Source organism: Streptosporangium fragile, assembly GCF_039534445.1.
Lineage (GTDB): Bacteria > Actinomycetota > Actinomycetes > Streptosporangiales > Streptosporangiaceae > Streptosporangium > Streptosporangium fragile.
In genome coordinates this window covers 19,635-36,559 of sequence record NZ_BAAAVI010000055.1, presented here as the reverse complement: position 1 = coordinate 36,559, position 16,925 = coordinate 19,635, and the positions used below count along the sequence as shown (strand labels likewise).

The 16,925-nt window shown below is 72.0% G+C and carries 17 protein-coding genes and 1 pseudogene; 11 read left to right on the top strand and 7 right to left on the bottom strand.

Annotation, left to right across the window (positions count from 1 at the left end; translation table 11 throughout):
• Together ABD841_RS29535 and ABD841_RS29530 are read left to right on the top strand one after the other, a co-directional pair.
• A pseudogene (locus ABD841_RS29535) lies at positions 1-779 on the top strand (hypothetical protein); the annotation flags it as partial.
• A 123-nt stretch (positions 780-902) separates the two neighbouring features.
• Positions 903-2,486 carry a Na+/H+ antiporter gene (locus tag ABD841_RS29530; protein WP_344978634.1) on the top strand — a complete coding sequence of 528 codons (1,584 nt, stop codon included), beginning with the start codon at positions 903-905 and terminating at the stop codon, positions 2,484-2,486.
• 192 nt (positions 2,487-2,678) lie between these two features.
• Here ABD841_RS29530 and ABD841_RS29525 read toward each other — a convergent pair whose 3' ends face one another.
• Complete coding sequence (locus tag ABD841_RS29525) at positions 2,679-2,906, bottom strand: ubiquitin carboxyl-terminal hydrolase 14 (RefSeq protein WP_344978632.1); 228 nt, start codon at positions 2,904-2,906, stop codon at positions 2,679-2,681.
• 185 nt (positions 2,907-3,091) lie between these two features.
• Between ABD841_RS29525 and ABD841_RS29520 the strand changes: the two genes are divergently transcribed.
• Genes ABD841_RS29520 through ABD841_RS29510 form a run of 3 tightly spaced genes read left to right on the top strand, consistent with a single transcriptional unit; the run spans position 3,092 to position 4,213 of the window.
• Positions 3,092-3,493, top strand: a complete 402-nt coding sequence (locus tag ABD841_RS29520; RefSeq protein WP_344978630.1) for a hypothetical protein — start codon at positions 3,092-3,094, stop codon at positions 3,491-3,493.
• A 55-nt stretch (positions 3,494-3,548) separates the two neighbouring features.
• Entirely contained in the window at positions 3,549-3,890 is a 342-nt protein-coding gene (locus tag ABD841_RS29515; protein ID WP_344978628.1) for a YidH family protein, read from the top strand.
• The gene (locus ABD841_RS29510) at positions 3,887-4,213 is read left to right on the top strand and encodes a DUF202 domain-containing protein (RefSeq protein ID WP_344978626.1); all 327 of its coding nucleotides are present in this window, start codon (positions 3,887-3,889) and stop codon (positions 4,211-4,213) included. Before ABD841_RS29515 ends, ABD841_RS29510 begins: the two co-directional genes overlap by 4 nt.
• Positions 4,214-4,219: 6 nt before the next feature.
• Here the strand turns inward: ABD841_RS29510 and ABD841_RS29505 are convergent, their stop codons facing one another.
• Positions 4,220-5,335, bottom strand: coding sequence for a ferritin-like domain-containing protein (locus tag ABD841_RS29505; RefSeq protein ID WP_344978624.1), 1,116 nt, complete (start codon positions 5,333-5,335; stop codon positions 4,220-4,222).
• Between the two features lie 95 nt (positions 5,336-5,430).
• Here ABD841_RS29505 and ABD841_RS29500 point away from each other — a divergent pair, with 95 nt between their 5' ends.
• On the top strand, positions 5,431-6,063 hold the full coding sequence (locus ABD841_RS29500) for a TetR/AcrR family transcriptional regulator (RefSeq protein ID WP_344978622.1): 633 nt from the start codon (positions 5,431-5,433) through the stop codon (positions 6,061-6,063).
• 238 nt (positions 6,064-6,301) lie between these two features.
• On the opposite strand, the gene ABD841_RS29495 is transcribed toward ABD841_RS29500, so the two are convergent.
• Positions 6,302-6,796 (bottom strand): aggregation-promoting factor C-terminal-like domain-containing protein, encoded by a 495-nt coding sequence (locus ABD841_RS29495; protein ID WP_344978620.1) that lies wholly within the window; start codon positions 6,794-6,796, stop codon positions 6,302-6,304.
• A gap of 327 nt (positions 6,797-7,123) precedes the next feature.
• Positions 7,124-7,516, bottom strand: coding sequence for an aggregation-promoting factor C-terminal-like domain-containing protein (locus ABD841_RS29490; protein ID WP_344978618.1), 393 nt, complete (start codon positions 7,514-7,516; stop codon positions 7,124-7,126).
• A 223-nt stretch (positions 7,517-7,739) separates the two neighbouring features.
• Here ABD841_RS29490 and ABD841_RS29485 point away from each other — a divergent pair, with 223 nt between their 5' ends.
• Positions 7,740-8,225, top strand: coding sequence for a glutathione peroxidase (locus tag ABD841_RS29485; RefSeq protein ID WP_344978616.1), 486 nt, complete (start codon positions 7,740-7,742; stop codon positions 8,223-8,225).
• Here ABD841_RS29485 and ABD841_RS29480 read toward each other — a convergent pair.
• Positions 8,197-9,195 carry a LacI family DNA-binding transcriptional regulator gene (locus ABD841_RS29480; protein ID WP_344978614.1) on the bottom strand — a complete coding sequence of 333 codons (999 nt, stop codon included), beginning with the start codon at positions 9,193-9,195 and terminating at the stop codon, positions 8,197-8,199. The two genes, ABD841_RS29485 and ABD841_RS29480, sit on opposite strands and share 29 nt — an antisense overlap.
• Positions 9,196-9,372: 177 nt before the next feature.
• On the opposite strand from ABD841_RS29480, the gene ABD841_RS29475 reads away from it, so the two are divergent.
• Positions 9,373-10,590: an ABC transporter ATP-binding protein gene (locus tag ABD841_RS29475; protein WP_344978612.1), complete on the top strand. Its 1,218-nt coding sequence runs from the start codon at positions 9,373-9,375 to the stop codon at positions 10,588-10,590.
• 208 nt (positions 10,591-10,798) lie between these two features.
• On the opposite strand, the gene ABD841_RS29470 is transcribed toward ABD841_RS29475, so the two are convergent.
• Complete coding sequence (locus tag ABD841_RS29470; protein WP_344978610.1) at positions 10,799-11,548, bottom strand: SDR family NAD(P)-dependent oxidoreductase; 750 nt, start codon at positions 11,546-11,548, stop codon at positions 10,799-10,801.
• Positions 11,549-11,858: 310 nt separating this feature from the next.
• Between ABD841_RS29470 and ABD841_RS29465 the strand changes: the two genes are divergently transcribed.
• The 3 genes from ABD841_RS29465 to ABD841_RS29455 all read left to right on the top strand — a co-directional run bounded on the left by ABD841_RS29465 (position 11,859) and on the right by ABD841_RS29455 (position 15,568).
• Positions 11,859-12,863 carry a hypothetical protein gene (locus ABD841_RS29465; RefSeq protein ID WP_344978608.1) on the top strand — a complete coding sequence of 335 codons (1,005 nt, stop codon included), beginning with the start codon at positions 11,859-11,861 and terminating at the stop codon, positions 12,861-12,863.
• Positions 12,853-14,625, top strand: a complete 1,773-nt coding sequence (locus ABD841_RS29460) for a DUF4012 domain-containing protein (protein ID WP_344978606.1) — start codon at positions 12,853-12,855, stop codon at positions 14,623-14,625. The genes ABD841_RS29465 and ABD841_RS29460 overlap by 11 nt, the downstream gene beginning before the upstream one ends.
• 289 nt (positions 14,626-14,914) lie before the next feature.
• Positions 14,915-15,568 carry an arsenate reductase/protein-tyrosine-phosphatase family protein gene (locus tag ABD841_RS29455; protein WP_344978605.1) on the top strand — a complete coding sequence of 218 codons (654 nt, stop codon included), beginning with the start codon at positions 14,915-14,917 and terminating at the stop codon, positions 15,566-15,568.
• On the opposite strand, the gene ABD841_RS29450 is transcribed toward ABD841_RS29455, so the two are convergent.
• The gene (locus tag ABD841_RS29450) at positions 15,546-16,925 is read right to left on the bottom strand and encodes a tyrosine-protein kinase domain-containing protein (RefSeq protein ID WP_344978603.1); all 1,380 of its coding nucleotides are present in this window, start codon (positions 16,923-16,925) and stop codon (positions 15,546-15,548) included. The genes ABD841_RS29455 and ABD841_RS29450 overlap by 23 nt on opposite strands.

The window sequence follows — 16,925 nt, the reverse complement described above, 5'->3', positions numbered from 1 at the left end:
CTTTCGGTGGCCCGGCTCCGCAGCAACCCGGTGACCGGTACGGTGACCGTCAGCCCGACGTCTACGGTGGCCCGGCTCCGCAGCAGCCGGACCCGTACGGTGACCGTCAGCCCGATGTCTTCGGTGGCCCGGCTCCGCAGCAACCCGGTGACCGGTACGGTGACCGTCAGCCCGATGTCTTCGGCGGTCCGGCTCCGCAGCAGCCGGACCCGTACGGTGACCGGTACGGGATCCCGCCGCAGCAGCCGGTCGACCCCTTCGCGCCCCCGCCCGCCCGGCAGCAGCCGGTCGACCCCTTCGCGCCGCACGCCGAGCAGTTCCCGAACCCCGCGCACCAGCCGCACCCCGACCCGTACGGGCAGCCGGTCCCGCAGACCTCGACCGATCCTTACGGCTTCGCCGCCCCGCAGCAGCCGCAGACCGGCTACGGCTCCGCCCAGCCCGACCCCTACGGCGGCTACCCGGCACCCGCCCAGCCCGATCCCTACGCCTTCGGCGCCCAGCAGCCCGTCTCCCCGCAGCAGCCGCCCCACCAGGCCGGTCACCCGGCGGACCTGCGCGACCTGTACGGCCCGCCGGCCGGTTACAAACAGGACGTCGACCCGGCCGACCCGCTGGGCCTGCGCGGCCCGTCCGGTCCCGACCAGAGGTTGCACCGCCCCTACGTCCAGGACCCGCCGCACTCCACCGGCGAGCGGCTCCGCCCCGAGCAGCGCTACGACGAGCAGCGCTACGACGAGCAGCGCCGCGACGACCGGGACGACCGCCGCGACTGGTGATCCCCGGCCCGCCGTCGACGGGCCGGTCACCGGTGGGGGTGGCCGACGGCGGGCGGCCACCGGTGGCCGGTGCGCCGCCGACGTGCGGCGTCCCGTAGGCTGATCCCCCCTAGGGGGGATGAGATGGACCAGTCGACGGTGCTGCAGGTGCTCCTCGTGCCGGTCATCGCGATCGCGGTGGCGGCGGTCGCCCGGCGCAGGGGTTGGCCTGTTCCCCTGCTGCTGGTGCTGGCCGGTCTGGTGCTGTCACCACTGGTCCCCGGCTACCAGCTCGACGCGGGGCTGGTCCTGCTGGTCTTCCTGCCCCCGCTGCTCTACGCGGCCGCGATCGAAAGCTCGTACCTGCAGCTCAGGGCCGTCATCCGGCCGGTCGCGCTGCTCTCGGTCGGCCTGGTGCTCTTCACCACCCTGGTCGTCGGCTGGATCACCCACCTGCTCCTGCCCGGCCTGCCGCCGGCGGCCGCGTTCGCGCTGGGCGCGATCGTGGCTCCGCCCGACGCGGTCGCCGCCGTCGCGGTGGCCCGCAGACTCGGCCTGCCCCGCAAGGTGGTCACCATCCTGGTGGGGGAGAGCCTGTTCAACGACGCCACCGCGCTCACCGCCTACCGGGTGGCCATCGCGGCCGCACTGGGGGAGGGGATCAGCTGGCCGGCCGCCGGACTGGAGTTCCTCCGGGCGGCGGCCGGCGGCGTGGTGGTGGGCGTCGTGCTCGCCTGGGTTCTGGGCCGCGTGCTCCTCGCGGTGCGCGACGCGCTCATCGAGAACAGTGTCATGCTGCTCATCCCGTTCGGGGTCTACCTCGCGGCGGAGAGCGTGCACGTCTCCGGCGTGATCGCCGTCGTGATCGTCGGACTGTTCATCGGTCACCGCCTGCCCAGGGCGACCTTCGGCACCCGGCTGCTCTCCGGCGCGGTCTGGCGGGTCTTCGGCTTCCTCCTGGAGACGATCGTCTTCGTGCTGATCGGCCTGCAGATGTGGCCGATCATGCGGAACCTCGACTGGGCGGACCGGTGGGGGCTCGCCGGGATGGCGCTGGCCGTCTTCGTCGCCGCGGTGGTCGCCAGGGTCGTCTGGGTCGTGCCCAGCATCTACCTGCCCCGGATCCTGTCCAAGCGGGTCCGCCGCCGCGAGCCGCACCCCCCGTCCTGGCAGAACGTGGCCATCGTGAGCTGGGCGGGCATGCGCGGGGTGGTCTCGCTCGCCGCGGCGTTCGCCATCCCGGAGGGGTTCCCCGGCCGGGACACGCTGCTCTTCCTCACCTTCGCGGTGGTGATCGGCACGCTCCTCGTGCAGGGCCTGACGTTCCCGGCCCTGATCCGCAGGCTGCGGGTCTCCAACGAGCAGGAGGTCTACACCGACAACCTGTCCGAGGCCGCAGCCCAGCAGGCGGCCGCCTCCGCCGCGCTCGCCCGGCTGGAGGAACTCGTCGCCGGGGGCGTCGAGGAGATCCACGAGGACATCGTGGGGCAGCTCAGGTCGAAGGCCGAGCGCCGCACCCTCACCGCGTGGGAGCGCCTGGGCGGCGGCACCGGGCCGGAGGGGGAGGAGACGCCCAGCACCGTCTACCGGCGGCTCCGCAGGGAGATGCTGGCGGCCGAGCGCGATGTGCTCGTCCGCCTCCGCGACCAGCGGCGCATCGACGACGAGGTGCTCCGCAGGGTTCTCCAGGAGCTCGACTTCGAGGAGGCCATCCTGGAGCGCGACTAGGTTCAGTCCCCGGCTCTCGCCGTCGTGAGGACCGGCCGGGCGCTCTCTCCCGGCCACGGCGCGGCGCCGCGGCGTGCCGCGGAGACCGGCGACGCCGCGCCGGTGCCCCGGCTCCGACGTCGACCGGATGCCGCCGCGGGATGGCGGGGTCCTGCCGGGACCGATTTTCCCGGCAGGCCGCGCGACGGGCCGTTAGCCGATGACGCTGTCCACGTAGCACCACCGCCAGTCCTCGCCCGGCTCGAACGAGGCCATGACGGGGTGGCCGGTCTCCTTGTAATGGGCGGTGGCGTGCTTGTTCGGTGACGAGTCGCAGCAGCCGACGTGCCCGCACGACAGGCATTTGCGCAGGTGTACCCAGCGGGTGCCGTCGGCCAGGCACTCCTCGCACCCCTGCGGCGTGTTCGGCGGCGGGTCCATGGCCTGCTGTAGATGCTGACAAATATGCATTCATCCCCCTTGTCCACTTATCAGGCTGATGGTACGCCGGGAGCCGCCTCCGGCGGTGGCCGCCTCTCCGCGTGGTGAGCGACAGCCGCCTCTCCCCGCGGTGACAGGTCGCTTCGAGCCCGCCGCTTTCCCGGCGCGTTGGCTAGGGTCGAACTATGCGACCTCTTTCGCGACGAATCCCCGCCCTCGCCGCCGCCGCGCTGGCCGCCGCCCTCCTCACCACCGGCTGCTCGGAGATACAGGAGGTGAGCCAGGGAATCGACCAGGCCCAGCAGTGCGTGGAGGCCGCGGGCATCGTCACCGAGACGGTGTCGAAGGTCTCGGGCCTGCTCAACGACCCGGCCGCGATGGAGAAGGCACTGAACGACGGGGCCGCCAAGCTGGGCGACCTGGCGGACAAGGCGGCCGACACCTCGCTCCGCGAGGCGGCCGAGGGCGTCTCCAACACCCTGGAGGGCTTCAGCGTCACCGACGCCAACAGCGCGGTCGACACCGCCCAGAAGGTCGCCACCGACTCGGTGAAGTGGGTCGAGCAGCTGACCAACGCCTGCGGCTGAGCAGCGGCAATCCCGCGTTCTCGGTGGGGAATGTCGCTGAAATAGCGTGATTTCCATGAAGACCGTCGACCAGGAACCGGACCCCCGGTTCACCCTCGCCAACGAACGCACCTACCTGACCTGGCTGAGCACGTCGCTCGCGCTGAGCGCGGGCGGCGTCGCCATGGCCGCCGTCTCCGCCGACGTCTTCGTGCCGTGGATGCGCACCCTCCTGGCCGTCGTCCTGGTCGCGCTGTCCGCGCTGTCCGCGGCGATGGCCTACCCCCGCTGGCGCCGCGTCCAGCGGGCCCTGCGCCGCTCCGCGCCGCTCCCGCCCCCGGCGATCGCGCCCGTGCTCGGCTACGGCGTCGCGACGGTGGCCGTGCTCGCCCTGATCCTCATCCTGCTGTCGCGATGAGCCCGCTCTGGGACGAGGGCCTGCAGAACGAGCGCACCCGGCTCGCCTGGGTCCGCACCGCGGCCCTGCTCGCCGTGACCGCCCTGGGCGGCGCGGGCGTCGTCCTGCGCAGCGGGACGTCCGCGGCCGCCGTCATCCCCTTCGTCCCCGCGGCCTTCTGCGGCGCGCTCCTGCTGACCCACACGGGCGTCCGCTACCGTCGCGTCCAGGAGGCCCTGCACGGCGGCCGGCCCCTGGACGAGCGGGCCGACGCCCTCATCGCCTGGCTCGGCACCCTCTCCGCGGTGGTGGGGGCCGCCGTCTTCGTCCTCAGCCGGTGGTGAGGGGGATCACGATTCGGCGCCGAGGGTGATCGTCGCGGTGACCTCGGCGTGCCGCTCGGCCTCCTCGGCGGCGAAGCGCTCGGCGTCGAGCCTGTCGGCGATCTCCTCGTCCTGCCGCATCAGCGCCTCCAGGCTCTGCCCGGCCATGTCCAGCACGCCCATGTCCGCGTAGGCCTCCTGCAGGCGGGGGCTCCACAGGCCGATGTCCTTGACGCAGGGGACGATCCGGCTGAACAGCAGGGAGCGGAACAGCCTGAGGTACTCGGACCGGTCGACGCACTCCATCGCCTCGTCGACCTCGGCCCTGTTCAGGCCCATCCCCTCCCAGCTCTCCCGGCCGCGCAGCCGGTCGCGCATCAGGTAGCAGCCCTCGATGACGAAGTCCTCGCGCTCGCGCAGCTCCGGTTCGCTGAGCGAGCGGTAGTAGTCGCGCAGCGCCATCCGGCCGAAGGCCACGTGCCGGGCCTCGTCCTGCATGACGTAGGCGAGGATCTGCTTGGGCAGCGGCTTGGTGGTGATGTCGCGCATCACGCCGAAGGCGGCCAGTGCGAGGCCCTCGATGAGCACCTGCATGCCGAGGTACGGCATGTCCCAGCGGGAGTCGCTCAGCGTGCTGTCGAGCAGGGCCTTCAGGTGCGGGTTGATGGGGTAGGCCAGGCCCACCTTCTCCTGCAGGAAGCGGGCGTAGGTCTCGGCGTGCCGGGCCTCGTCCATGGTCTGGGTGGCGGCGTAGAACTTGGAGTCGAGGTCGGGGACCGACTCCACGATGCGGGCCGAGCAGATCATCGCGCCCTGCTCCCCGTGCAGGAACTGGGAGAACTGCCAGGCGGCGCTGTGCAGCCGCACCTGCCGGCGCTGTTCCTCGTCCATCCGCTCCCACAGCGGGGTGCCGTGGATGGCGATGATGCTGTCGGGGGTGCCGAGCACGTTGTACGGGTCGACCTCCAGGTCCCAGTCGATGCGCTTGACGGAGTCCCACTGCTTGTCCTTGCCCTTCTGGTACAGGGCGAGCATGCGGTCCCTGCCGTCGTCGTACTCCCAGGTGAACCGGGCGGCGCCGGCCGCCTCGACGTTCCACGTGGAGAGCTCGGCGGGGATGGTGTAGAGATCGTGCGTCGACATGCGGCCTCCAGAGACGTACATCGTACGTACATTCGTGAGCGTGTCACGTACGGTGTACGTGCGTCAATGGATCCGGCGGAGGGACAATGGATGCCATGCCTGCCGAACCGCTCTCCCGTTCGCGCATCGTCGCCGCCGCCATCGACCTGATCGAGCGGGAGGGCGCCGACGCGGTGTCCATGCGCGCGATCGCGGCCGCCCTGGGCGTGGGAGTGATGTCGCTGTACAACCACGTGCCCAGCAAGGCGGCCCTGCTGGACGCGGTGGCCGAGGCCGTGCTCTCGCAGATCGAGTTCACCGACGATCCGGACGCCGAGTGGACCGAGCGGGTGCGCATGCAGGCGCTCGCCTTCCGCCAGATCGCCCACCACTACCCCCGGTGCACCATGGTGGTGGTCAGCCGCCAGCTCAGGTCGACCGCCGGGCTGCTCCCGGTGGAGCGGGCGCTCGACACGCTGCGCGGCGCGGGGTTCGGCGGCGAGGAGGCGGTGCGCATCCTGCGCATGTTCATCGCCTACATCGTGGGCTCGTTGCTGCGGGAGGTCGGGGTGACCCCGACGTTCGCGCCCGCCCACGGCTCCGACGTCAACCTGGGCGACGTCGACCCCCTGCTGTTCCCGCAGGTCAGCGAGTTGAGCCCGGTGCTGGGCGACTGTGACCACGACGCGGAGTTCGCCTACGGCCTGGAACTGCTCATCCAGGCGACGGCCGTGCGGCTCGCGAGGTGACGGCCGCGCGTGCGCGGTGTGCGGGGCGTCCGGGCCTGTCCCGCCCGGCCCGGGGAGGCACGGGTGCGGGGTCGCCGCGTTCCGGCCCGTTCCGGGCGTACACGGTGCGTGCGCGGTGCGTACAGGTGCGTGCGCGGACGGTGCTCCGTGCGCCGGAGAGCGGGTGCGAGGGGTGACGCCCGGGGCGGGCCCCGGGCGCCGGGAGAGTGCTCCCTTCCCCTGGACACTCTCCCCGGGGTCAGTACCAGTTGCTCGCCTGGAAATGACCCCACGCGCCGCACGGCGAACCGTAGCGGCTCTTGATGTAGCGCAGACCCCAGTGGATCTGCGTGACCGGGTTGTACCGCCAGTCTCCGCCGCTGCCCTGCATCTTCGAGCCGGGCAGCGCCTGCGGGATGCCGTACGCCCCCGACAGCCGGTTGTACGCGCGGTGGTTCCAGTTGCTCTCCCTGGTCCAGAGACTGTCCAGGCAGCGGAACTGGTTCTGTGACCATGCTCGGCGGGAGACGAGGCGGTAGGCGATCGCCTTGTTCCTGCCCTTTGCGGTCTTCGCGACCGACCTCACCCTGGGCTTGGCCATGGTGACCCAGGTTGCCCGGTGCACCGTCGCGGTCGTCCCCTCCTTGGACGACTCGACGCGGCCCTCGGCCTGCCCCACCGCCGACGATCCGACCATTGCGGACGCGGCGACCATGGTGACGGCGGTATTGCGCAGAACGCGGTTTCTGTTCACGTGGATCCTTGTCCTCGGGCCGCGTGCGGGAGGCACGCGAGGGCGCGAAGACGCCCTCGTGCGCTCGGCGATCCGGCGTCCGTGGCTCGGACGGGGAACGCCCGCGTGGTCCCGCCGGCCTGTTTCCGGCATGGGACACCGCGGCGATCTCTCTAAGCCGCTTTCTAGTACGTGGAGAGAGCGCCGAGCGGCGGACGGGACACGCGGAGGAAAGGAGTTTGCCCGATCTTCGGGATCGGCGGGTGATTCGGCGGGAGCCCGCTTACCGGGGCTGATTCGCCGATGCGGGGGGACGACGGAAAAATCATCCCGTCATGGGGTTTGAGATCAGTACCAGCCCCGGGACTGGAAATGCGCCCACGCTCCGCACGGTGAGCCGTAGCGCTTCTTGATGTAGCCCAGCCCCCATCTGATCTGGGTCCGGGGGTTGGTGCGCCAGTCGCGGCCGGCGCTGGCCATCTTGCTCGCGGGCAGCGCCTGCGGGATGCCGTAGGCCCCCGAACGGCGGTTGTGCGCGCGGTGGTTCCAGTTGCTCTCCCTGGTCCAGAGCCTGCTCAGGCAGGTGAACTGGCTCCTGCTCCAGCCGTGCGCGGACACCATCGACCTGGCGACGGCCTTGCTGTCCGCTCTCGCCGTGGACGCCTGGGCGACCGTGGCGGTGGTGCCGAAGGCGAACACCGAAGTGATCACCAGCACACCCGTACGGCGTAGCGTCGACATGAGACTCCCTTTTTCCTCGGGGTTGAGGGACGGCCGTCACGATGCCCCAGTGGTTCCCGGGCGGGCCAATCCGACGGCGCCTGTCAGGACTCATGTCAAGATCATGTTGGAAAAGGATCAAGGTGCTGGTGAGGGGCCCGGCGTCTCGCCAGTGGTTTGAGTCACATTTCATTCTTTGGACGTCATAACTCTCAAATGTGACAAAGGGATTAGGGTGCGCATCATGGGAATCCGTGATATCGCCATCAGCACTCTCGCCGGCACGCCGACGACCCTGGCCGAGCTGGCCGGGGACAAGGCGGTCCTCGTCGTGAACGTCGCCTCCCGGTGCGGCCTCACCCCGCAGTACGCGGGCCTGGTCGAGCTCCAGCGGACCTACGGCGACCGGGGCTTCACCGTCGTCGGGGTGCCCTGCAACCAGTTCTACGGCCAGGAGCCCGGCACCCCGGAGGAGATCCAGGAGTTCTGCTCCACCACCTACGGCGTCGACTTCCCGCTCCTGGCCAAGACCGAGGTGAACGGGGACGGCAGGCATCCGCTCTACGCCGAGCTCACCCGCACGCCCGACGCCGAGGGCAAGGCGGGCGACGTCGAGTGGAACTTCGAGAAGTTCCTCGTCGCGCGCGACGGCGAGGTCCTGGCCCGGTTCCGGCCGGGCGTGCAGCCCGACGATCCCGCCGTCATCGGGGCGATCGAGAAGTCCCTCTAGCCGCGCAGCTGCCCCTGACGATCAGCTCGGTGGGCAGCAGCACGCCGCGCGGGCGCCGTCCGCCACCCCGCAGGACGAGCTCGGCGGCGCGGTAGCCGATGTCCTGGGCGGGTTGGGCGATCACCGTCAGCGGCGGGGAGCACAGCTCGGCCCAGGGCACGTCGTCGAACATGATCAGGGACAGGTCTCTGGGGATGCGCAGGTCCAGTTCCCTGGCCGCCAGCACCGCCGCCTCGCCCAGCAGGTTGCCCCCGGCCAGCACCGCGGTCACGTCGGGACGGTGCTGGAAGAGCCCCGCCGCGGCGGCGTAGGCGGAGTCGCGACTGCCCCGGGCGACGACGATCAACTCCTCGTCCACGAGGGGGCCCAGCGCCCCGCGGAAGACCGCGAGCCGCTGCCCCTGCCCGGGGCCGCCCAGGTAGGCGATACGGCGGTGGCCCAGCCCCGTCAGGTAGTCGACCGCGGTGCGCACCCCCGCGCGGTCGTCGGCCAGCACCGCGGGCACGTCGTCGCGCCCGGGTGAGAGCCGGTGCGCGAAGACCGTGGTGAGCCCGGCCCGGAGGGTCGGTGCCCAGATCTCCCCGTCCCCCGAGGGGACCGCGACCACCCGGTCCACCCCCTGTTCCAGCAGGGCGCCGATCATCTCGGCCTCGCGCTCGGGGTCGTCGCCGGTCGTGCACAGGATCACCGGCTCGCCCGCCGAGCGGGCGCAGGCGAGCACGCCGTCGGCCAGACGGCTGTAGAAGGAGTCGGTGATGTCGGGCAGCAGCAGCCCGATCCCGCCCGAGCGCTGCTGGCGCAGGTTGCGGCCGAGCGCGCTGGGCCGGTAGTCGAGCTGGGCCGCCACGGTCAGCACGCGCTCCCTGGTCGCGGGGCTCGCCGAGCCGCCGGACAGCACCCGCGACACCGTGGCGACCCCCACGCCGGCCGCCTCCGCGACGTCCTTGATCGTCGTGCGACGCATGTTCATGGAAACGATTCCATCATGCTTTCCGCGGCCGATCCAGCCGGAGCGGCACCAATTTCCCTACTGAAAAGCAGGAATCACGCAACCTCTTGACACACATGTCCGCTTCCGCTGAGATGCATGAAAACGTATCCACATTCGGGTGAACGCGGGGTTGGCCCGAGGCGACAAGGACTGTGCATGGCATCCATCGTTCTCAGCAACGTCGACAAGATCTACGCGGGTGGCGTGAAAGCCGTGAACAGCCTCAACCTTGAGATCAAGGACGGCGAGTTCATGGTGCTGGTCGGTCCTTCCGGCTGCGGGAAGTCCACCGCGCTGCGCATGATCGCCGGTCTCGAGGACATCAGCGGCGGCGAGATCTCCATCGGCGGCCGGGTGGTCAACCACCTTCCTCCCAAGGACCGCGACATCGCCATGGTCTTCCAGAACTACGCGCTCTACCCGCACATGACCGTCGAGGAGAACCTCGCCTTCGGCCTCAAGCTCCGCAAGATGCCCAAGGCGGAGATCTCCAAGCGGGTCAACGAGGCCGCCAAGATGCTCGGCCTGGAGCAGTACCTCAAGCGCAAGCCCGCCGCCCTGTCCGGTGGTCAGCGCCAGCGCGTCGCCATGGGCCGCGCCATCGTCCGCGAGCCGCAGGCCTTCCTCATGGACGAGCCGCTGTCCAACCTGGACGCCAAGCTGCGCGTCTCCATGCGCGCCTCGCTCAACACCCTGCACGAGCGCCTGGGTGTGACCACCGTCTACGTCACCCACGACCAGGTCGAGGCCATGACCCTCGGCGACCGCGTCTGCGTGCTGCGCGACGGCCTCCTCCAGCAGGTCGACACCCCGCAGAACCTCTTCGACAAGCCGGTCAACCTGTTCGTCGCCGGCTTCATGGGCTCCCCGTCGATGAACTTCGTCAACGCCGAGCTGGTGCGCGACGGCGGCGCCGCCGTGAGCTTCGCCGGTTTCCGGCTCCCGGTGCCCGACTCGACCTTCGCCGAGAAGCGCGGCCTGGACCAGTACTTCGGCAAGAAGATCATCCTGGGCATCCGCCCCTCCGACTTCGAGGACTCCGCGGCCGCCAACGGCGCCACCGGCGGCTGGTCCCGCCTGCAGGTCCGCGCCGAGGTCACCGAGGAGCTGGGCTCCGAGATCAACGTCCTGTTCCTCATCGACGCCCCGCCGGTCCAGCACCAGGACACCGTGGCCGCCGCCGACGCCGGTGACGACGAGGAGGCGGCGCTGCCGCTGGTGGGCGACAAGTCGCTGTGGACCGCCCGCGTCAACTCCCGCAGCCACGTCCGCCCCGGCCAGAACATCGAGCTGGTCGTCGACACCCACAACCTGCACTTCTTCGACCCGGTCTCGGGCGCGGCGATCGGCCACGAGTCTCTCGCCGGCGTCTGAGCCGACCACACGGGCCGCAAGGCCCGCCCCGGCCACCTTCCCGCAGGACCGGCAGGGCCCGCGCCACGACCCCCTCCCGTGGCGCGGGCCCTTCCGCGTGGACGCGGGCGGTGGTCCCGGGAAGGGAATCCCGGTGCCCGCGCGGACCCCGTGCACATGGTCCCCGCGGGCGCGGACCCCGGCGGGTACGATCGGCGGCGCCGAGAGGTCAGCGGCGGCCGAGGCGGCGGGAGACCTGCCCGGCCAGGTTCCGCGGGATCAGCCTGCCGACCGCGGTGATGGCCTTGTAGCGCGCGTCGGGGACGCTCACCCGCTTGCCGAGGGCCAGGTCACGCATGGCCTCGCGGACCACGTCGTCCGCCGAGAGCCACAGGAAGCCGGGGATGCCGGAAGAGTCTATCGAGGCGCGCCGGTGGAACTCGGTCCGCACGAACCCCGGGCACAGGGCCATCACCCGCACGCGGCCGCCGAGCTGCGCCGCCGTGGACTCGCTGAAGTTCACCACCCACGCCTTGGAGGCGCTGTAGGTGCCGTAGGGGAAGAACGCCGCCACCGACGCCACGTTGACCACCGCGCCCCGGTCGCGCTCCCTCATGCCGGGCAGCGCGGCCAGCGTCAGGCGCAGCACCGCCTCGCAGTGGACCTTGAGCATCCGCAGCTCGTCCTCCACCGGAACGTCGAGGAAGGCGCCGGGATGGCCGAACCCCGCGTTGTTGACCAGCAGGTCGACGCCCTTGTGGAGCCGTGCCTCGACCGCCTGGAGCCCTTCGTCGGTCGCCAGGTCGGCGGGGAGCACCTCGCTGCTCACCCCGTAGCGCAGGCGCAGCTCCTCGGCGGCCGAGGCGAGGCGCTCGCCGTCGCGGGCGACCAGGACCAGGGAGAAACCGTCCGCGGCCAGACGGCGGGCGAAGGCGGCGCCGATGCCGGCCGTCGCCCCGGTGATCAATGCTGTTGGCATGTGTGAAGTCTAGAGAGAACGGGACCGGGTGCGGGACGCGCGCCCGGCGCCCGTCGCCGCCCCGCCCGCGTCCGGGTGACGTGCCGCTCGATGGCCATCAGTGATCGGGAAACAAGCGGTGATCGTTCGGTAAGGGGGGCGAGCCGGACAGGTCGCCGATTCCGGATGGCAAATAAAACGGGTTCCGGAGACATGTCGCTTGTGCGCCAAGCGCCTTGTCCCATGGCCTGAATCAACGCCAGGGAGTCCGAAATTGGCCAGAAGACACTTAACAACGGTCCTTCTCACGGCGGTGGCCGGGGGAGGGCTGATGATCGGACCCGCCGGGGTGGCGGTTGCCGCGACCGCCCTGCCGGCACCGGTGACCGCCGTGCAGGCGCCGCTCTACCCGCCCGACCCCAACTACCTCTTCGCGGCTCTGGCTCTCGGCGAAGCCGCCGACCTGGCCCTCGGGGAGGCCGAGGACGTCCTCGGCAACGTCCAGGGTCTCCTCGGGGAGGCTCAGCGGCTCGCCGACGAGGCCGAGGAGTCCTGCGGGATCGACCCGGACGCCGCGAGGATGACCTCCGCCGAGAGAGTCGCTCCCGGCGCTGCGAGAGTCGCTCTCGCCGCCGCGAGGCCGGCTCCGGGCGACCCGGATGACTGGGAAGACCTGGAGCGCCTCCTTGAGAAGGAGGCCGCCCTGGACGGGGCGGAGCTCGGCTTTGACGACGGTGAGAGAAGCGGCTCCGGGGCCTCCGGGATCGTGTTCGAAGCCAAGCGGGTGGCCGCCGAGGCAGAGGACAACGCCGACGAGGCGGCCAGGATCGCGGACAAGGCCGAGGGCATCGCCGCCAAGGCCGAGGCTCTCGCCGCCATTGCCAAGACGGTCGATCCCAGGGCCGCGGAGATCGCCACCCGAGCCGCCGAGACGGCCCGCAGGGCCGCGCGGGCCGCCGCCGAGGCCGAGAACATCGCCCTCGAGGCCCTGGAGATCGCCCTTGAGGTCATTCGGTCCTGCACGGGCTCGTCCCCTGAGGAAGAGCCCCCCGGAGGGGGCAGGCCCGACGGGGGCAGGCCCGACCACCACAAGGACAAGCACTTCCCGGTCGACTTCGACGACTTCGACGACTTCGACGACTGCGGCGGTGACGCCTGCTTCGACGACTGCTTCGACGGTTGCGGAGGACCGGGCGGACCGCCTCCCGCGGCCGAGCTGCCGTTCACGGGTGCCCCGGTGGCCTCCGTGGCCGTCCTCGGCGGTGGCCTGCTGGCCGCGGGCGCCGCAGGTGTGCTGATCTCCATCCGGCGCCGTCGATCCGCCAGTGCCGAGTAAGACGAGTAAGAGACGACGCCGGGCAGTCGTCACGGGCCTGCTGGCTCCCGCCGCCCTGGTGGTGGTCGGGGGCTGGTCGGCCCATCTCGGCCTGCGGGTGCACGACCACCTCGACGCCACCAGGACCGCGCTGACGCGGCTCCGCGCGGCCATGGACACCGGGGACCTGCGCCCGGTGGCGGCGGCGCTGGCCGAGGCGCGCGAGCACGCCGCCGAGGCCCGGCGCCTGACCCAGGGCCCCGACTGGTGGGCGCTGGCCCACACCCCCCTGGTGGGGGACGCCGCGACGACCGTGCGTGGCCTGGCATGGGCCGCCGCCGAGCTGACCGACGCGCTCTCCGGCGTGCAACAGGCCGGCGCCCCCCTCATGGCGATCACGACCCACTCCCTGGACGACATGCGGCGGCAGCTGGCCGCGCTCGACGCGGTGGCCCCGGCCCTGGACGACGCCGTCACCCGGCTCCGGCGGGCGGACTCCCGCCTGGCGGCCACCCCCGCCACCACCGGCCTGCGGCAGGTGGACGAGGCCCGCGGCACCGCGCTGGCCGAGATCGGCCGGCTGCGCGGCCTGCTCCGCACCGCGGCCGACACCGCCGCCCTGTTGCCCCCGATGCTCGGCCGCGACGGTCCCCGCCGCTACTTCCTGGCCTTCCAGACCAACGCCGAGGCACGGGGCACCGGGGGTCTGGTGGGTGCCTTCGGCATCCTGAGGGCCGAGCGGGGCCGGATCGCCATCGAGCGGCTGTCGTCCAACAACGGCCTGGCCACCAGCCCCGTCCCCGTCACCGACCACGGCTCCGCCTACCGCAAGCGCTACGGGGAGAGCGCGACGAAGATGCTCTCCGTCTCCAACCTCTCCCCGCATTTCCCGTACGCGGCGGCCACCTGGACCGGGCTGTGGGAGCGGCAGCACCGCGAGAAGCTCGACGGAGCGCTCGCCACCGATCCGGTCGGCCTGTCCCACCTGCTGAAACTCATCGGGCCCGTCACACTTCCCGACGGCGAGAAGGTGACCGCCGAGAACGTCGTCGCCCTCACCGAGCGGGACGCCTACGCCCGCTACACCGACCCCGTGGCGCGTAAGCGGTTCCTGCTGCGGGTCGCCGGGGCCGTCGGCGAGGCGCTGCCCGCCTCCTTCGCCGACCCCGCCAGGCTGCTGCCGGCGCTGGGACGCATGGTGGACGAGCGGCGCGTCCAGATCTGGAGCCGCCACCGGGCCGAGCAGCGGCGCCTGGCGGGCACCCCCGTCGGCGGCGTGCTGCCGCGGCGGCCGGGGCCGTTCGCCGGACTGGTCGTCAACAACTCGGCCGGCGGCAAGCTCGACTACTACCTGGAGCGCTCCCTCGACTACCGGCTGGGCCCCTGCCAGGGCGGCCGGCGCGCCACGACCGTCCGGGTCCGTCTCACCAACGACGTCCCGCGCGGACCACTGCCCTCCTACGTCACCGGCCGGCTCGACTCTCCGAGGCGCTCGCACGTTCCCGGGTCCAACCTGCTGTGGGTCTCGCTGTACGGCGGGCTGGGCTCGACGCTGACCGAGGCGCGGCTCGACGGGGAGCAGGTGCCGGTCCTCCGGGAGACCGAGCGGTCCCGCCCGGTCTACTCGGCGCTGCTGGAGTTCGCGCCCCGGCAGTCCAGGACGCTGGAGCTCGACCTCACCGAGCTCGCCTCCGGCGAGCCCCCGCTGGTCCCGGTGCAGCCGCTCGTCCGTCCCCAGCGGACGCGGGTCACCGAGGACCAGCGCGGCTGCGCCGCCCCCTGACGGCGGCCTCCGGCGGGTTTCCGCGGAGCGGTGGACCCGTGGATTGACGGGTGCCCGTGCACGTGGGGGTTTCCGCGGAGCGGCGGACTCTCCCGGAGTGGCGGGCGCCCGTGGACCGGTGGATCCCGCGGAGCACGCCGTCGCACGCGGAAGGGCTCGCCGCCGTACCGGCAGGAAAGCGCAAAGAGCGGCGCGTCGGGGGCGGCGGCCCGCGGCGGGCGATCTACCGTCTCGCTCTCGACGCCCTCCCCAGGGCTGAAGCCAGGGGTTCCCACGCTGGAGGAATTCGATGATCGCGGAGTGCGAGGCCGGGCACGAGAGCTGCGGGGCCCGCTGCTGGCGGGAGCCCGGGGTGGGCGCGGAGCCGCGCGACGGTGCCCGTTTCCGCATCCTGTTCGTGTGCACCGGCAACATCTGCCGTTCCCCGCTGGCCGAGCGGCTGACCCGCGCCGCGCTCGGGCCGTGCCCGGCGGTGCAGGTGATCAGCGCGGGCACCCACGCCGATCCGGGGCTGGAGATGGCCGAGCGCGCCCGGCGGACGCTGGTGCGGCTCGGCGGCGATCCCACCGGGTTCGGCTCCCGCCCGCTCACCTCCGAGCTGGTGGCCGCCGCGGACCTGGTGCTGGGGGCGACCCGCGAGCATCGCGCGCAGGCGGTGGCCCGGCACCTCGCCGCGGCCGCGAGGACTTTCACCATCGCCGAGTTCGGCGCGCTGGCGGGGGCCGTGCCGCCCGCCGACGTCCTTCGCCACACCGATCCCGCGCGGCGGGCCCGCGCGCTGGTCGACGAGGCGAGGGCGCTGCGCGGGCTGGTCAGGGTCGACCAGCCCGACATCGCCGACCCCTACGGGGGTTCCTGGCTGGCCTATCGGGCGGCGGGGCGGAGGATCGCGCGGTCGCTCGCCGCCCCGCTTCGCCTGCTCACACACCCACCGGTGTCCTGACCTGGGAGTCGGCCTCGTAGCCGCCGTACCCGTAGCCGTAGCCGTAGTATCTGCTGCCGCGGCTCGGGGCGAAGTTCAGCACGGTCCCCACCACCCGGGCGTTGATCGAGGAGAGCAGCTGGGCGGCGTGGGCGATGTGCTCGCGCCGGGTCTTGCCGTGGCGGGCCACCAGGAGGGCGCCGTCGCAGATCGCGGCGAGCGTCGCGGCGTCGGTGACCGGCAGCAGCGGCGGCGCGTCGATGATCACCATGTCGTACGCCGCGGTCAGCCGGTCGAGCACCTGGCGCATCCCGGCCGAGCCGAGCAGCTCGCTCGGGTTCGGCGGGACCTGGCCGCTCGGCAGGACCGCCAGGCCCGGCTCGCCCCAGGTCTGGATGACGTCGTCCAGGTTCGCCCTGTCGATCAGCACGTCCGTCAGGCCCGTCGTCCCCTCCAGGCCGAGGTAGCCCGGGATGCTCGGGCGGCGCAGGTCGCCGTCCACCAGGATGACCCGCCAGCCCGCCTGCGCCAGTGTGATCGCGAGGTTGGCGGAGGTCGAGGACTTCCCCTCGGCCGGCAGGCAGCTGGTCACCACGAGCGACTTCGGCTTGCGGTCGACCCCGATGAACTGCAGGTTGGTGCGGAGCGAGCGGAACGCCTCGGACCGGGACGACCGGCCCTGGTCGCGCAGGATCAGGGGGTGGCGCCGGGCGTCCCGCTCGTAGCCGATGACGCCCAGGGTCGAGCTGCCGGACGCCTGCTGCAGCGCGTCCGACGACTTGACGGTCGTGTCCAGGCGGTCGCGGACGACGATGACGGCCACGGCCGAGAGCGACCCGATCAGCACGGCCATCAGCAGGTTGACCATGGGCCTGGGGCTGATGGGCGCTCCGGGCACGGACGCCTGGTCCACCACCGTGACCTTCACGGTGGGACGGCTGCCGGGAGTGGGCCGCTCGATCTGGTTGATCAGCTCGGCGAAACGCGCCCCCAGGGCGTTGGCCAGGCCGGCTGCCCGCTCGGGGTCGGTGTCGGTGACCGTGGCGCGCAGGAGCACGGTGCCGGGCACGGCCTCGGCGGTGATGTTCGCCTGGACGCGCCCGACGTTCTCGGGCTCGGTGATCTGGCTGACCACCCGGCGGCTGGAGAGCAGGTTGGCGTAGGAGTGCACCCGCTGCGCCGACAGCATCCCCGCCTGGTAGGCGGTGGAGAGGCTGCCCTCCCGGTCGTGGCCGGAGACCAGCATGGAGATCGTCGCCACGTACTTCGGCGGGGTGTTCGCCGTGACGACGAGCGCCGTGCCCACCGCGAGGACCAGCGAGAGGAGGATGAGCGGCCAGTTCCGGCGCATAAGCCGTGCGTAGTAGAGCAGATCCAC

Coding starts and splice junctions, on each gene's coding strand:
- ABD841_RS29530 (WP_344978634.1), top strand. CDS start 903: ATGGACCAGTCGACGGTGCTGCAGGTGCTCCTCGTGCCGGTCATCGCG.
- ABD841_RS29525 (WP_344978632.1), bottom strand. CDS start 2,906: ATGGACCCGCCGCCGAACACGCCGCAGGGGTGCGAGGAGTGCCTGGCC.
- ABD841_RS29520 (WP_344978630.1), top strand. CDS start 3,092: ATGCGACCTCTTTCGCGACGAATCCCCGCCCTCGCCGCCGCCGCGCTG.
- ABD841_RS29515 (WP_344978628.1), top strand. CDS start 3,549: ATGAAGACCGTCGACCAGGAACCGGACCCCCGGTTCACCCTCGCCAAC.
- ABD841_RS29510 (WP_344978626.1), top strand. CDS start 3,887: ATGAGCCCGCTCTGGGACGAGGGCCTGCAGAACGAGCGCACCCGGCTC.
- ABD841_RS29505 (WP_344978624.1), bottom strand. CDS start 5,335: ATGTCGACGCACGATCTCTACACCATCCCCGCCGAGCTCTCCACGTGG.
- ABD841_RS29500 (WP_344978622.1), top strand. CDS start 5,431: ATGCCTGCCGAACCGCTCTCCCGTTCGCGCATCGTCGCCGCCGCCATC.
- ABD841_RS29490 (WP_344978618.1), bottom strand. CDS start 7,516: ATGTCGACGCTACGCCGTACGGGTGTGCTGGTGATCACTTCGGTGTTC.
- ABD841_RS29485 (WP_344978616.1), top strand. CDS start 7,740: ATGGGAATCCGTGATATCGCCATCAGCACTCTCGCCGGCACGCCGACG.
- ABD841_RS29480 (WP_344978614.1), bottom strand. CDS start 9,195: ATGAACATGCGTCGCACGACGATCAAGGACGTCGCGGAGGCGGCCGGC.
- ABD841_RS29475 (WP_344978612.1), top strand. CDS start 9,373: ATGGCATCCATCGTTCTCAGCAACGTCGACAAGATCTACGCGGGTGGC.
- ABD841_RS29470 (WP_344978610.1), bottom strand. CDS start 11,548: ATGCCAACAGCATTGATCACCGGGGCGACGGCCGGCATCGGCGCCGCC.
- ABD841_RS29465 (WP_344978608.1), top strand. CDS start 11,859: ATGATCGGACCCGCCGGGGTGGCGGTTGCCGCGACCGCCCTGCCGGCA.
- ABD841_RS29455 (WP_344978605.1), top strand. CDS start 14,915: ATGATCGCGGAGTGCGAGGCCGGGCACGAGAGCTGCGGGGCCCGCTGC.